Raw genomic sequence first — 13,910 nt, 5'->3', positions numbered from 1 at the left:
TTAAAATAATCCTCCATTTATATTTACATATTTAGATTTGTAGATATGTATTATCAAAAAAAAGCCCTTCCTCCTCTCTCCTATAGTTTCTCTTTAATATAATCGGAAAATTCTTGAATTATCTTTTCGTTTCGACGATAATACGTCCACTTCCCAATTCGCTCAGATTCCAGCAAACCAGCTTTTTGCATGGTCAATAGATAGCTCGAAATAACCGACTGTGCAAGCCCCGCTTTAGCTTGAATATCGCCCACGCAAATCCCGATTTGAAAATTTAGGCCTTGTTGTAAATAAGGCTTTTCATCAAAAAACTCCTCGGGAGTTTTTAGCCACATCATAATTTGACTACGAGTCTCGTTAGACAACGCTTTGAATATCATTAAAGGTTCCATGTGTTCCATTATATCTATTTTTATAGATTTGTAAATACAAAAGATGCCGATGTCTCGTTGTTGCAATAACACTATGTAGATTCATGTTTCGTATCGAATTGTTCGTTTAGTGAATTAAATATTTCCAAATCAACCAGCAAAGCAGTACGGATACCCACGAAATGAAACCGAAAATCATCACGATTTTGTTCTCACTCCATCCGTATTTTAAGCTGAAGTGGTAATGAATCGGAGCCATCCGGAATAGCCGCAGCTTCGTCCGTTTGTAGTACCAAACTTGTAAAATGACCGACAACTGCTCCGCAAAATAAACGAAAAACAAAATTGGAAGTAAAAGCTCAACCTTCTCAATGACAGCCAGAACGGAAAGGGAGCCCCCGATCGCCAGTGATCCAGTATCGCCCATAAACGCTCTTGCTGGATAAATATTGTAAAGCAAAAGCCCTAGCAGACAACCGATCATAACAAGTGAAAATGTCTGCACTTCAGGTTTGTCCGAAATCATAAAAAAGAAAAAATACGACGGTATGGCAACATTGATCAGTAGCCCATCGAGACCATCTGTAAAATTGATGGCATTCGCGGAGCCGACCACAAACAGCAAAATGATGGCCACATAAAGGTACACAGGCAAATGCAGATTTTGCCCTTTAAATAACTCGATATCACTCGTCAGGCCGAACGAATGGAACAACACATATAATATAATTCCAGTAAAAAGAAATTGAAGCACTAGTTTTGAGCGGCCGCTGATGCCGGATGGATTTTGCCAAAAAGCCTTTTTGAAATCATCCAAAAATCCGACTGAACTAAACAACAAAAACGTAACGCATAAGAGTAACATTAGAGGCCCGGGTTGAAACTGCAGCGAAATCGCTATCCCGATAAGCAGGATCAACCCTGCCATTAGTGGTGTACCCCGTTTGGCCTGATGATCTGCTGGAAGCTCGGCACGAATCGGCTGCGTTAACCTCAGTCTATGCAGCGTCCAGATTAATAGAGGTGTAAATACCGCCACCAGAAGAAAAGACAGGCCGGAAACAGCCAGAATTCCATACATACAACGAACTCCCCTCTTTGGAAAAGATCATTTATAATACTCACAAAATATTTCTAGAGTTAATGAGGTCGTCTGTAATTATGTACTCTTTTCATCTGTTGATAAAGAGAAATTATTCTATTTTTATTTCCTGTTTTCTGCTGTGTAACAGCTGAGAGTTTTCTATAAGCAGATCCCAAAGCATAAACTTGCCCAATGAGAAAGTTTGCACTTTGGGCAAGTTTACATTAGTATATAGTCAGTAATCCTAATCTTCACCACAAAAACAGCCGTATGGGAGGTGTATACATAAAGTTATGATTAAACAAACTTTGAGAGATTTCAAAAAAGAAGCCACTGAAAAAGCGCTAGCTGAAGCGGCATTCGAACTTGCACTTGAACATGGGTTGGACGGTTTTGTTGTTGAAGATATCGTGCAAAAAGCCGGCTACTCCAGAAGAACTTTCGCAAACTATTTCACATGCAAGGAAGAGGCAGTTGCGATGGGAGCAGTTACCGTACGGAACACGAATGAGTATGAGGAATTGCTCACCAAAATCCCTGAAAATGCCTCCCTGCTGGATACCTTATATCAACTAATTAAGATGCAACTTACAGCTGAGCTTATAGGGAGGTTGCGTGAGCTTTCATTACTTTCCCGAAAATTCCCAGCCCTCGAGCCCCATTATTTAAGAGCAATACACCTTACGCAAACTGGAGCACAAAAAACATTGTTGCACTTGTCAAATGGTAAGTATGACGAGGTTTATACTTATCTGCTTATAAATTCGGTTTACGGAACTGTACTTCCCTTAATTGACGGAAAACTTAATGTGCTGCTTCCGGGACAAACGACGAGCGACGATCCAAGTCCTGAAACTCTTACGTTCGATCAATTTTTGGAAACTATTTACGGATATTTACGCAACGGATTCTAATAGGCTAACAATCAGTTTTCATCATCGAGGGAGTGTAAAATAGATACATGTCAACATTATTATACAGAGTGGGAAAAACCGCTTATCGTAAACCTGGGTACTTCATTTTAGGTTGGATTTTAATTTTAGGAATTGTCATCTCTATGATCAGCATGAATGGTATTCATATCAGTTCGGAAATGAAGATTGAAGGCACGGAATCGCAAAAGATTTTGGATCAATTAGCAACAGAACTTCCGGCTGCATCTGGTGGACAAGGAAGTGTCGTGTTCAAAGCACCTCAAAGCGAGCGATTGGATACGCCAGAACGTTTGGCAGCGATCACTAAGGGTATTAATGAGGTTTACGGTATAAACGAAGTGATTAATCCTGCGGATTATGCAGCGGAAGCAAGTAGTTCAACTACTGAAGCAACTCAGGCTGCCAGTATGGATCAGTCTGCAACAGCCACAGCACCCCCTTCCTATGGTCCTCTGATGGCAGATGGTGTTCCGGTGCCTGGTGTTATTCTTTCCGCAGACGGTAGAATTGCATTGTTCCAATTCCAGTTTACCATTGAGCAATCAGCTATCTCTCAAGATATTTTTGATTCTGTAATTGATACCGTCATGAATGTCGAGAAAGATACCAACATTACTGTACTGCCGGGTGAGACACTCAAATCAGTATCTATCGGTGTAGGATCAGCTGAGATTGTCGGACTTGTCATTGCTGCAATTGTTTTGCTGGTGACGCTTGGCTCTGTCGTTGCAGCAGGGCTGCCCCTTATAACTGCACTGCTTGGAGTCGGCATCGGTGTGGGTGGAGCATTTTCTATTTCCAAATTCATTGAAATGCCTAGTGTCACTTCCGTCTTGGCGCTTATGATTGGATTAGCCGTCGGAATCGATTATGCTCTTTTCATTGTAAATCGCCAACGCCGGATGATTATTGATCAAGGATTAAGCGCACAAGAAGCTGCGGCTAGAGCAATTGGCACATCCGGCAGCGCCGTATTTTTCGCCGGTTTGACGGTTATTATCGCTCTCTGCGGTATGCTTGTAATCGGGCTTACTTTCTTATCTACGATGGCGTTAGTAGCAGCAGCTACCGTCCTCATCAACGTATTTGTTGCCTTAACCCTATTGCCGGCATTGCTCGGATTGGTGGGTGAACGCATCTGTTCGCCTAAAGCTCGCAAGAAAAACAAGGATCATCATAAAACGGGTAACCGCGGTATAGCTGATAGATGGGTTAAATTTATCATCAAGTATCGTTGGGTCACTATTGTTGCCATCGTCCTGGTACTTGGCGTAGCAGCAACCCCCATAGCGAAAATGGAAATGGGCATTCCCGGAGCTGCCTCAGCGAATTTGGACACGGTAGCAAGACAAAGTTATGATGCTATATCCGAGGGTTTTGGAGAGGGATTTAACGGACCGCTTATTCTGGTTGCAGAACCAAAGAATTCTTCCACTCCAGTCACCCCGGAACTCCTAGGAAATCTTGTAAAAGAGCTCCAAGCTCAAAAGAATGTCGCGCAGGTCACTCCTCTGGGCATGACTAAGGATTTAGCTATCTTCAGTCTGATTCCAGAAACGGGTCCTAGCGATATAACAACCAAAAATCTGGTGAATGATTTACGGGCTACGGAATCTAGTATCGCTCAAAGTAATGATGTTAAACTCGGGGTTACCGGCTTTACCGCTGTTAACATCGATATGTCGGCCAAACTGGCAGATGTATTTCCCATTTATGTAGGAATCATCATTCTCCTATCGCTCATTATTCTTCTGTTGGTATTTCGTTCGATTATCGTTCCTATCAAAGCTACGATCGGTTTTCTGCTTAGCATTCTCGCTACCTTCGGGATCACCACAGCCGTGTTCCAATGGGGCTGGCTCCATACTCTCTTCGGTTTCGACACCGGTGGCCCATTGCTAAGCTTTATGCCAATCATCGTTACGGGTATCCTATATGGGCTCGCGATGGACTATCAGGTTTTCCTTGTCAGTTCCATGCGTGAATCGTACGTTCATGGTCATGAGGGATCAGAGTCCGTTGTTCATGGATACAACCAGGTGAGTCGTGTCGTAGTAGGCGCTGCTATAATTATGATCTCCGTTTTTGCAGGGTTTATTTTTACGGATGATGTCATGATTAAACAAATCGGCTTTACACTGGCCGTAGGGATCTTAATCGATGCTTTCATTATTCGAATGGGATTAGTTCCTGCTGTAATGTCTATTTTCGGCAACAAAGCTTGGGCACTTCCAAAATGGCTCGACCGTATTCTGCCAAACCTGGATGTCGAAGGCGAGAAACTGATTGCTACACTCAATGCTAAAGACAAATCTAATTCCATGAAATAGAAACAATAATAAACAGCCTGAGCCATGTATTCCTAGGGGTTCAGGCTGTTTTGTTTCTGTGGTAAGATTCGCTTCCCATGAAACGATGTTGGAGAAAGAGCTTAATAATTAAGGATTATAGCGGGGCGCACACCGTAACAAGCTAAGTTTACATGTCCGTAACTGCGAATACTGCTACGGGTACCTACAAAATACGCACGTGAAGAAATCGCAGGTTGAGTTCTCAGCCACCACCATGAGCAGCCAAACTCTTCATCCTTCTCAAGGATATAATCAGCTTTGACTTTTTTATCATACACATACAATTTACATCCATCGTTCTTTTTCACTTTGGAGAATCCCGTTCCTATCGCCCTACGCTTCGCACGTAAAGTATCTTCACCAAGTTTAAAGGTCAATTCATTCGCCTCCGAAACACTGAGCAGAAAAATCTTATCTTCCGTGTTTATACTTCCCTCTCCGTTATCTGTGCATTGTGTAGTCTTGATGAGCCTGTGCTCGGAGTCATTAAAAGCGGCATTATAAAAATCATCGTTCAACCACTTTCGCAAATCGGAGTCATGCCATGTAACATCAACATATTCACTGTGATACCGCCTGCAGTCCAAAATGTACTCGCTTAAAATGAACAGCTCTCTACCTGAATTTTGCAGCACCCGCCACTTTATCGGCATTTTTTCTGCTCCGTCCGCCATTTGCGGATAAGAGCCAAAAGTAATTATTTCGCCGGGTTTTGCCCGCTCATACATGGGAGTAAGATTATCATTTTCATTACAAATCATAATAATAAATTCTGTAGTTCCTTTAACGATTTCAGCTTCCCGGCTAAATCCTAGTTTTTCATACAAGCGTATCGCTCTATCGTTGAACTTCGCCACTGTCAGCCGCTTTGGTTTTTCCTCGAATCTCTCATTAATATAGTTAAGGACTGTTGTGAAAAATAGAGTCCCATTCCCCTGTCCGGTTAACTCTGGCTTCATTCCTAAACCCACATCTATAAAATCCTGAGAATATGTATATTTATCATTTGGAACCTGTGCCGGACTTCCTACACAGAAGAATCCGATCAATTGTTTATTTGCATCAAGTACAGAAAAAAATGCTTCCTCTAGCATTTCACTTATAGCTTCAGGAGTTGTTTCATTATTGTAAAAATCATAGGGTGGATCATATTGCCAGCTTAAAATATCCCTAGCAGCATCAGCATTCAGCTTTTCCACGTAAAGTTCCATTTCGCATCCCCCTTTGTTTTCAAAATCGATAAGTCCCTAAGAGTCTAGCTTTGCTAACTCCTGAAGAATTGTCTCTACATCACCATCAGGATTTAACGCTTTGATCATCTCTTTGGTAATGACTGCACCCTCATAAACTTGTGCAACGACCTCTAAAGGGAGTGTGAGTTCAAAATAACCTTCGGCAAATTCCACAAAATCCTCAGCTGTGCGGAAAATAGTCCCTAGCAAAAAGTCCGAACCATCTTCTGCCCCCGCTGGAATCTCTACCTCTCCCTTCTGCCACGCCATGTCGTTATTTTCACGCCAAAAACAAAAAGTAACATCATCCTTAGCTATCGCCTCATCTTCCAGTAAAGACAATAGCGAGGTTGGGACCTCTTCATAGATTCCTGGCCAAACTTCATGTTCGTCACGCGCATATGGACTTACTTCGGACTCATGATCAAAACCTTTAATTATCGTTCCTTGAGGTGTAAAAATAATAAACAAATTATCACCTGAGCCATTATCGATCGATGCTAGAGAAACATTCTTATCAAATATAGAATCAAAACTATGATAGCGAAGCCAGTCCTCTGGACATAAGACAATATTTAGAGAAGCAAGTATTTTCATAAGTTTTTTTAAGTTTTCGGGTGCTGGTAAAATATCTAACACATTCATCTATGATTCCTCCCCAATGTAGATATTAATGATTTTAGCATATTCATGAATTCCGGGTAAAAAAAAGACTACCCGAAGGTAGCCTTTCCAACTTAACAAAACACTAGCCTAACTTAAGACCCCGCACCCTTATATCTTCGTACGCCATAACTCCAGGCTAACAAACCAATCCCCAGGAATATAGCGCCTACTACAGGTGTCATCAGAGCAAGGCTGGTCATCTCCTCCCGCTGCAGAAAAAGCGCGGCTGGATACACTCCGACGAATGCAAATGGAATGATCCAAGTAAGCAATACCTGTATAGCACGATTGTAAATCGTTACCGGGTAACGGCCATAAGTCTGAATGTTGTACATTAACGGAAGAATCCCAGTAGGAGCATCCGAATAGAAAGACAATGAAGTCAACGTTGTATAAATCCCCGTATAGATGGCGACCGCACTTAACGTCAGAATGATCAGAGCCGGTATCGTCCACCATTCAAAGGGAAGACCCAGATTGCTGCCACTGATGGCCATAATAATAATACCTATGAATGAGCCCATAAGTGCTGGTGGATCAACATTTTCCAAAAAGATCTGGAACAAATTATGAGCTGGGCGTGTCAAAATACGGTCCATCTCACCTTTAACGATGTAACGTTCACTAAATCCCCATAGATTCACAAAACAACTAAACACCCCAAAAGGCACCATAAAGAATCCATAAACGAACACTACTTCATTCTGATTCCAACCGCCCAGGCTATCTGTATGCATAAAAATTACGAGAATAAAGATAAAGTTGGTAGCTTGAAAAAGCAAGTCTGAAATGACCTCTACCCAAAAGTCAGCGCGATAGGTGAGCCGGCTCTTCATATAGTTTTTGATATATTCAATTAATAATCCCAGGTAATACATGTTTCCTCAACCTCCCTGCACGAAGAGACGCTGCCGCGCCGCATGATATAACCAGACAATTGGAATCAGCAATACCAGGAACCAAATAATTTGTATCCCTAATACATTCCATATTCCAACCCCTTGCACCCGTCCCGTAAACACTGAACCTGGCAAGTAGGTAATCGCCTGAAACGGCAGCACCTCAAGTACGGAAGATAACCAGTTAGGAAACAGACTGATCGGTACGATTAAGCCGGAGAATAAGTCTACAATTACCCGCTTCATTCGCATCATGCCTTCATTATTTTCCACGAAAAAAGCCGAGAGCCCTGTAATGATATTGATCTGTGAATTAATTAAAAAGCTGAAAAAGAGCATCACCAGGAACCCCGCCCAAGCAGATGGCGCTGTTGGCAATTGTACTGGGAACAGCAGCATCGCTATGGCCATGCCGGGAATCATAAATAAGAGGAAGCGGAACATTCCCTCTCCAAGACCTTGCATCATTTTGACTAAGACATAGTTATAGGGCCTTATAAACTGGATAGCGATACTTCCATCACGGATATCCGTAGAGATCTCGCGGTCTAGGTTATTAAAATAAAAGGCTCTAGCCATCCACGACACAGCAACATATGATGTCATTTGCGTTGCAGTAAATCCACCCAATGAATCCCCATTACCATAGATGGCCATCCAAGTGAAATAGTTAACCCCAATATTCAGTGAATAGATAAGAATACCTGAGTAGTAGTTAATTCGATAAGCAAGCATGGTAAGGAAACGGATGCGTATAAAATCTAAGTAAGCCCCGAATAGTAATTTACGGCTATTCTCCTGAGGACCACCAGAAGACGCGCCTCCTGAGGAGGAGGACATAGCCGTTGCAGGATTAAGCTTATCAGACATGTAAAGCCTCTCTTTCATCCTTCAGAGCGGCAGCCATTTCATCAGGCTTGTCTGCAGACCCGGATTGATAAATACTGCGAACAATATCGTCCGTATTGGTCTCTATGATTTTGATATCAGTAATGTCTGCTTTTCCCACTACTCTGCTTAATACATCCGATACATTTATATCTAGCGGTATCCAGACAGATGCCCCTAGATCGTTCTCCGCAGACCAAGTAACAGGCAACCCCTCAGTCCATAACTCAAGTTGCTGACGTTTCGTTGCATTTCCAAATTGAAATTGAACCTCACGTCCGGTTCCCCAACGCTGCTTCAGGTCTTCCAGTCCTCCGTCATAAATGATACGGCCATCATCAAGCATTATCACTCGGGAGCAAAGCGCCTCAATATCTTGCAGGTCATGTGTAGTCAGCAGTATGGTTGTCCCATGCTCGCGGTTCATATCTTTTAGGAATTCACGGATCTCTGACTTCACCACAATATCTAAGCCAATGGTCGGTTCATCCAGAAATACAATCGACGGATTATGAAGCAATGCTGCTACTAATTCACAACGCATCCGCTGACCTAGACTAAGCTTACGAACCGGACGATTCAGCAGTTCTTGCAGCTGCAGCCGTTCGACCAATTCATCCAGCCGTTTCTTGAAATCTTGTTCAGACACCCGGTAAACCTTGCGCAGGAGCTGGAACGACTCAATCACCCCAATGTCCCACCATAGCTGACTGCGTTGCCCGAATACCACGCCGATATTTTTCACGAATTTCTCGCGCTCCAAATACGGAACATAACCACCTACTGTCAGATTTCCGGAAGTCGGCACGAGAATACCTGTGAGCATTTTGATCGTGGTCGATTTCCCAGCACCGTTCTCGCCGATATAACCACAGATCTCCCCTTCAGGAATGGAAAAGGAAATGTCCTTCACTGCAGTCACTTCCGTATATTCCCTTTTAAACAAATCAGCGAAGGCCCCTTTGAGACCCTCGCGGTTTTTTTGTACTTTAAATGTTTTGCGTAAGTCTTGTACTTGAATAGCAGTCATATTGTACCTCACTAAGCTTAGAGTTGGTTCCCAGTACCCCATTATAATAGAAGAAGCGCAAAAGCACTACTTCAATCTTTACTTAGCCAGTCTTTCATTTAGCGAATGGGTGTCCTTCACAGCTTCTAAATGCCCTGAGCGAGCGACTTTAGTCCGCAAATATTTCTCGTTAAAAGAAGATACATCTCCCCATAACGCTACTCTTTTCACGGCATTCATCCCTGCAGCCTTGAGCGCATCCAATTTCTTCGGATTATTCGTGATCAGCGTCACTGGTTTGTGACGTAAAGTTTGCAGAACACTGATTGCTTCTTCGTAGTTTCTTGAATCATCAGCAAATCCCAACTCTAAATTAGCCTCAACTGTATCGTATCCTTCTTCCTGTAAAAGATACGCTAAAGATTTGCTGAACAGGCCAATGCCTCTTCCTTCATGATTCGCGAGATAAAATAATGCCCCAGAGCCATGCTCAACAATCATTTTCATGGATTGATGCAGCTGGAATCCGCAATCGCAACGTTTACTGCCAAAAATATCGCCAGTATGGCAGATGCTATGCATCCGGATCAATGCATCCTCAGACCCTTCGAAATCGCCATATACCAACACACTGGATTGTTGTCCTTCTGCTAAGTTCATGGATGGCAAACGTGAAATTAAAGCTGCCGTTGCTTTACTGCTATCCTCTTGAAGAAGCTCTGCATCCGTTGTATTCAGCCAGTTGTACCATTTAAAAACAACGGTCTCGCCGTCTAAATTCACGGGTAACGTGATGGGTCCAACCAATATATTTGTGGAATTTGCTAAAGGAATTCGCGTGATTTTATTCTGTAAAATAGAAGTGATTTCTGGTTTAATCATAATTACACCTTCCTCATTGTTCATCAATGCTTAGATAGAGCTAAGCATAAGGATAAAATATTAGTTAAATTATAAGTAACTATTTGTAAGTAAGTTTATCATTGTAATATAACTTCGTCAAGTTATAATATATATTTAAATATTTATAATTACTTTATGTAAGTTTATGATATAATGAATGTCGAGGTGATATTATGAATGATTTCAACATGTGTCCTCGCTTTGAAAAAGCGGTAGACTTGCTAAGTAAACGTTGGGTCGCGCTGATCGTTTTCGTGCTTATGCCAGGGCCACGCCGTTTTGGTGAAATCGAGAGCTGTCTGTCCAATCTCAGTGGCAAGGTGTTATCTGACCGATTGAAGGAAATGGAAACCGAAGGCATTATAGAGCGAACTGTATATCCTGAAATGCCAGTACGTATTGAGTACTCTCTGACTCCAAAAGGCACAGCGCTTGCTCCTATACTTGGTGAAATTGGAAACTGGTCTACCGAATGGATTGAGCTTGGTATTAAGAAATGATTCCCGCTACACAACACAAAGAGCCCTAATTGTCCCGATCATAAGACAAGAGGGCTCTTTTTGGATTAACATCCCCTTTATAAGTCTTTTCGCTCGAAGCGAAGGAGACCTATAACAAAAGCTAACAGGGTATATCCTAGCGCATAAAAAATAAACATATTTGACGGAACCGTATTAAAATCCAGCAATCCATTCATGCTGCCGAACAATCCCATCATTCCACTCATTTCATTAGCGCTGAACAGGACGGCGGTCATTTTCCGCTGTAAACCATCCACTGGCATAAGCAGTGCCATCATTCCTGACAGATTATTTAATGTGTCAAGAACATCGGGTTCTAATCTAAGCGATCCTCCGATCTTATCAATCATCCCACCTAACCAGCCCGCTCCATATAACATTGTCATAAAGACGCCATTCCCCACTGCTGAGAAGAATCCAGAACCCAGCATAGAAATCGTAATTAGCAAAGGCACTATAGAGGAGAATAACAAAAATGATTTCAATAGGACTACGGCATCTCTAGGAACGGTTGCATGGATCTCAGTAATCCATAAAATAGAAATAAATAAAATCAGGGCATAACCAATCCCAAGCGTCACATATCCAAGCCAGCGACCTATGTACCATTTCCACCGCGGCAGCGGTCTTGGCAGTAAAGCCTGCATAACCCCTTGTTCCGCTTCACCTGCAATAGCTGAGAAGGAACTGAAGATCGCCAAAAAGGCGATTACAAAAGCGCCAAAAAAGAATCCAAGTGATAATATAAAAGCACCATTTGTAAAATTAGCTAAGAGATGCTCGCCACTGCTAATATCTGTTCTATTCGGTATTCCACTTTGTCCAATCGTATTTGCCACAAACCAAAATCCTATAAGAAAGACAATGGTCATAAGCAGTGTTAATATCATCACTCGTTTTCGCAGCAATTCCTTCCAGGTCATTCCCATGATTATTCTCATTCGTGTTCACCTCTGTGACTTAGGCCGGATACAGCACTCATAAACCAGTCTTCCAGACGTTCTTGCTTTCGTGAGACTTCATATAAGGTCATTCCTTGTTCAATAATTAACGTGTTCAGCCAGCCTACTTGCTCCTCATTCTCCAGTTCCGCTTCCAGCCAAACTGTGCTACTTTCCAATGTAGCTGGGATTGAAGCTCCTTTTTCAGATTGAGATCCAATATCCGCTGAAACTTTGATCTTAAGATCAGTACTATCCTGTAGCCAAGACAACAAAATAGGCGTAAAACCGCCCACTTTAAAATGCCAGCTTGTTCGCTTATTTAAGATCTCAGATACTTTCCCATGCCGCAGTATAACTCCGTTATTCAGCAGTGCCATACGGTCGCAGATGAGTTCAACATCCTCCAGTAGATGAGAGTTAAGAAATATCGTAACTCCCTTCTCTTTTAGCCTCTGCAAAATATTCCGAACTTCCTGACGTCCAATCGGGTCTAGCGCCGATGAGGGCTCATCCAGAAAAACGATGGCCGGATTGTTTACAAGAGCACAAGCAAGCCCTAATCTCTGCTGCATCCCTTTGGAATAATGTTTCACACGATCCCGTCCACGGTTTCCAATTCCAACTTCCGCTAGAAGCTCTGGAACTCTTTTATCGGCTACAGATCGCTCTACACGGCACAGCTTGGCATGCAGTCTTACTACTTCTTCCCCGGTAAGCCATTCTTGATAGCGATATAATTCCGGTAAATATCCGATTTGAGACTTGGCTTCAAGTGAACCGATCTTATGGCCTAATAGAGTAGCACTACCACTCGATGGACGAATGAGACCTACCAACATTTTGACAAAGGTACTTTTCCCCGCACCATTAGGGCCGAGGAAGCCAAAGGCTTCCCCTTTCCCAACAGTAATCGTTACATCACGGCAACCACGTCCGTTATCATATTCTTTGGTCAAAGACTTCGCTTCTATTGCAGCAACCGTCATTATTCAATCAACTCCTCTAGCTTCTCTAAGAATACAGCTTTATCTGTATACACGCTTCCCCCGTTGAAATCGAACAATTGCCCGTTCTGTACCCAAATGGCCGAGTATACAATCCCTTGACTATATTCATTCTGATTCAGTAGAACCGTAGTATCTTTAATCTTTATTTGATCGGTATTCAGGCCTTTTACCAGTGGCAGAGGAATTTCACCTGATAAAATGCGGCTCTGCTTTAAGCTGGATTTCAGATAATCTGGCAGCAATGGAAAATCGATTATAGCTTCCAAAGCTTCATCAACCTTTATAGTTGGATCTACAGTAATTAAAGGAGTCTTCGTCTGTGTAAGATTAGCCCATTTATCATTATCCATCGAAAGATCATAATTCACGATCTCCGAAAGATCTAATTTAATTTCTTTCCCATCTATGGCCTCTGGAAGAAGCTGTTTTGCACCCAATCTTTTCATTGCTTTATTAACCGCTTCAATATTAAGCTTCAAGGTTATTTCTTGTGAATTGGTTATATATGCGCTCTTCACATTCTTGAGCAAAGTTCCGCTTGGAAGTGTAAAACCTAGAGTCTCTTCCACCTGATTTAGCGGAATAATCCCTTTATTTGAACCAAAAGTACTTGTAAACACACCAAATTTGTTCATAGCTTCATTCATGGATTGACTTTCATTTACCTGATAAAAAATATCCCGAATATCATTTTCATTCACAACTGTAACTTCTTCCATCCGAAACTGATTCAGCAGCGATGCCATAGCCGTATTTCCTACTGGAGTTCCAAGTATAACCGCAACGATCGCGGCACCTGCCACTGCTACTCCCCACTTACGCCGACGATTCATGCGAGGTCGCTTGGATCGGCGATTAGTTATCGGATTGTCATCTGTAGATTGAGGCTGGCCCATTTCTGGGTGTGGTATATCATCATCTTTCATAACATCCACTGCCAACTGCTGACTCCACACAGCCCATTTAGGACTTGCAGGCTCAGACGCTAACTTGTTTTGCAATTTGGCCCAGGCTTCATCTGTATATTGCTTATTATGATCTTGATTTAGCGGTTGTTTAGTCATTAGTAAACCCTCCTAAATAATTTGGAGCTTCGTTTA

General features: G+C 42.4%; 14 protein-coding genes. 3 read left to right on the top strand and 11 right to left on the bottom strand.

Going from position 1 to position 13,910, the window contains the following annotated elements; genetic code table 11:
- Positions 1 to 80: 80 nt before the first annotated feature.
- Together MKZ16_RS14655 and mraY are read right to left on the bottom strand one after the other, a co-directional pair.
- A complete protein-coding gene (locus tag MKZ16_RS14655; RefSeq protein WP_051491476.1) occupies positions 81 to 392 on the bottom strand; it encodes a winged helix-turn-helix transcriptional regulator in 312 nt (103 codons plus the stop codon).
- A gap of 106 nt (positions 393 to 498) precedes the next feature.
- Complete coding sequence (gene mraY, locus MKZ16_RS14650) at positions 499 to 1,452, bottom strand: phospho-N-acetylmuramoyl-pentapeptide-transferase (RefSeq protein WP_076106509.1); 954 nt, start codon at positions 1,450 to 1,452, stop codon at positions 499 to 501.
- A 296-nt stretch (positions 1,453 to 1,748) separates the two neighbouring features.
- Here mraY and MKZ16_RS14645 point away from each other — a divergent pair, with 296 nt between their 5' ends.
- Positions 1,749 to 2,369: a TetR family transcriptional regulator gene (locus MKZ16_RS14645; RefSeq protein ID WP_036686703.1), complete on the top strand. Its 621-nt coding sequence runs from the start codon at positions 1,749 to 1,751 to the stop codon at positions 2,367 to 2,369.
- Positions 2,370 to 2,416: 47 nt separating this feature from the next.
- Positions 2,417 to 4,720, top strand: coding sequence for an MMPL family transporter (locus tag MKZ16_RS14640; RefSeq protein WP_038570643.1), 2,304 nt, complete (start codon positions 2,417 to 2,419; stop codon positions 4,718 to 4,720).
- A 101-nt stretch (positions 4,721 to 4,821) separates the two neighbouring features.
- Here MKZ16_RS14640 and MKZ16_RS14635 read toward each other — a convergent pair whose 3' ends face one another.
- From MKZ16_RS14635 to MKZ16_RS14610, 6 genes are all read right to left on the bottom strand, one after another.
- Positions 4,822 to 5,952 (bottom strand): GNAT family N-acetyltransferase, encoded by a 1,131-nt coding sequence (locus MKZ16_RS14635; RefSeq protein WP_080742484.1) that lies wholly within the window; start codon positions 5,950 to 5,952, stop codon positions 4,822 to 4,824.
- A 36-nt stretch (positions 5,953 to 5,988) separates the two neighbouring features.
- Complete coding sequence (locus tag MKZ16_RS14630) at positions 5,989 to 6,618, bottom strand: hypothetical protein (protein ID WP_038570641.1); 630 nt, start codon at positions 6,616 to 6,618, stop codon at positions 5,989 to 5,991.
- A gap of 113 nt (positions 6,619 to 6,731) precedes the next feature.
- Positions 6,732 to 7,517, bottom strand: coding sequence for an ABC-2 family transporter protein (locus MKZ16_RS14625; RefSeq protein ID WP_036686696.1), 786 nt, complete (start codon positions 7,515 to 7,517; stop codon positions 6,732 to 6,734).
- A gap of 6 nt (positions 7,518 to 7,523) precedes the next feature.
- On the bottom strand, positions 7,524 to 8,273 hold the full coding sequence (locus MKZ16_RS14620; RefSeq protein ID WP_051491475.1) for an ABC-2 family transporter protein: 750 nt from the start codon (positions 8,271 to 8,273) through the stop codon (positions 7,524 to 7,526).
- A gap of 127 nt (positions 8,274 to 8,400) precedes the next feature.
- Positions 8,401 to 9,456: an ABC transporter ATP-binding protein gene (locus MKZ16_RS14615; RefSeq protein WP_038570639.1), complete on the bottom strand. Its 1,056-nt coding sequence runs from the start codon at positions 9,454 to 9,456 to the stop codon at positions 8,401 to 8,403.
- 78 nt (positions 9,457 to 9,534) lie between these two features.
- The gene (locus MKZ16_RS14610; protein ID WP_036686690.1) at positions 9,535 to 10,317 is read right to left on the bottom strand and encodes a GTP cyclohydrolase II; all 783 of its coding nucleotides are present in this window, start codon (positions 10,315 to 10,317) and stop codon (positions 9,535 to 9,537) included.
- A 194-nt stretch (positions 10,318 to 10,511) separates the two neighbouring features.
- On the opposite strand from MKZ16_RS14610, the gene MKZ16_RS14605 reads away from it, so the two are divergent.
- Positions 10,512 to 10,838: a winged helix-turn-helix transcriptional regulator gene (locus MKZ16_RS14605; protein WP_036686688.1), complete on the top strand. Its 327-nt coding sequence runs from the start codon at positions 10,512 to 10,514 to the stop codon at positions 10,836 to 10,838.
- Between the two features lie 77 nt (positions 10,839 to 10,915).
- Here the strand turns inward: MKZ16_RS14605 and MKZ16_RS14600 are convergent, their stop codons facing one another.
- Genes MKZ16_RS14600 through MKZ16_RS14590 form a run of 3 tightly spaced genes read right to left on the bottom strand, consistent with a single transcriptional unit; the run spans position 10,916 to position 13,874 of the window.
- Positions 10,916 to 11,800, bottom strand: a complete 885-nt coding sequence (locus MKZ16_RS14600; RefSeq protein WP_038570635.1) for an ABC transporter permease subunit — start codon at positions 11,798 to 11,800, stop codon at positions 10,916 to 10,918.
- Complete coding sequence (locus tag MKZ16_RS14595) at positions 11,797 to 12,789, bottom strand: ABC transporter ATP-binding protein (RefSeq protein WP_038570632.1); 993 nt, start codon at positions 12,787 to 12,789, stop codon at positions 11,797 to 11,799. The genes MKZ16_RS14600 and MKZ16_RS14595 overlap by 4 nt, the downstream gene beginning before the upstream one ends.
- Positions 12,789 to 13,874, bottom strand: coding sequence for a hypothetical protein (locus MKZ16_RS14590; protein ID WP_038570629.1), 1,086 nt, complete (start codon positions 13,872 to 13,874; stop codon positions 12,789 to 12,791). The genes MKZ16_RS14595 and MKZ16_RS14590 overlap by 1 nt, the downstream gene beginning before the upstream one ends.
- Positions 13,875 to 13,910: the final 36 nt, after the last annotated feature.

Origin of the sequence: Paenibacillus sp. FSL R5-0928 (assembly GCF_037970385.1) — a bacterium.
Classification (GTDB): Bacteria; Bacillota; Bacilli; order Paenibacillales; family Paenibacillaceae; genus Paenibacillus_AQ; species Paenibacillus_AQ odorifer.
Note: the sequence above shows the minus strand (reverse complement) of the source record. Positions and strands in the feature narration are given on the sequence as shown.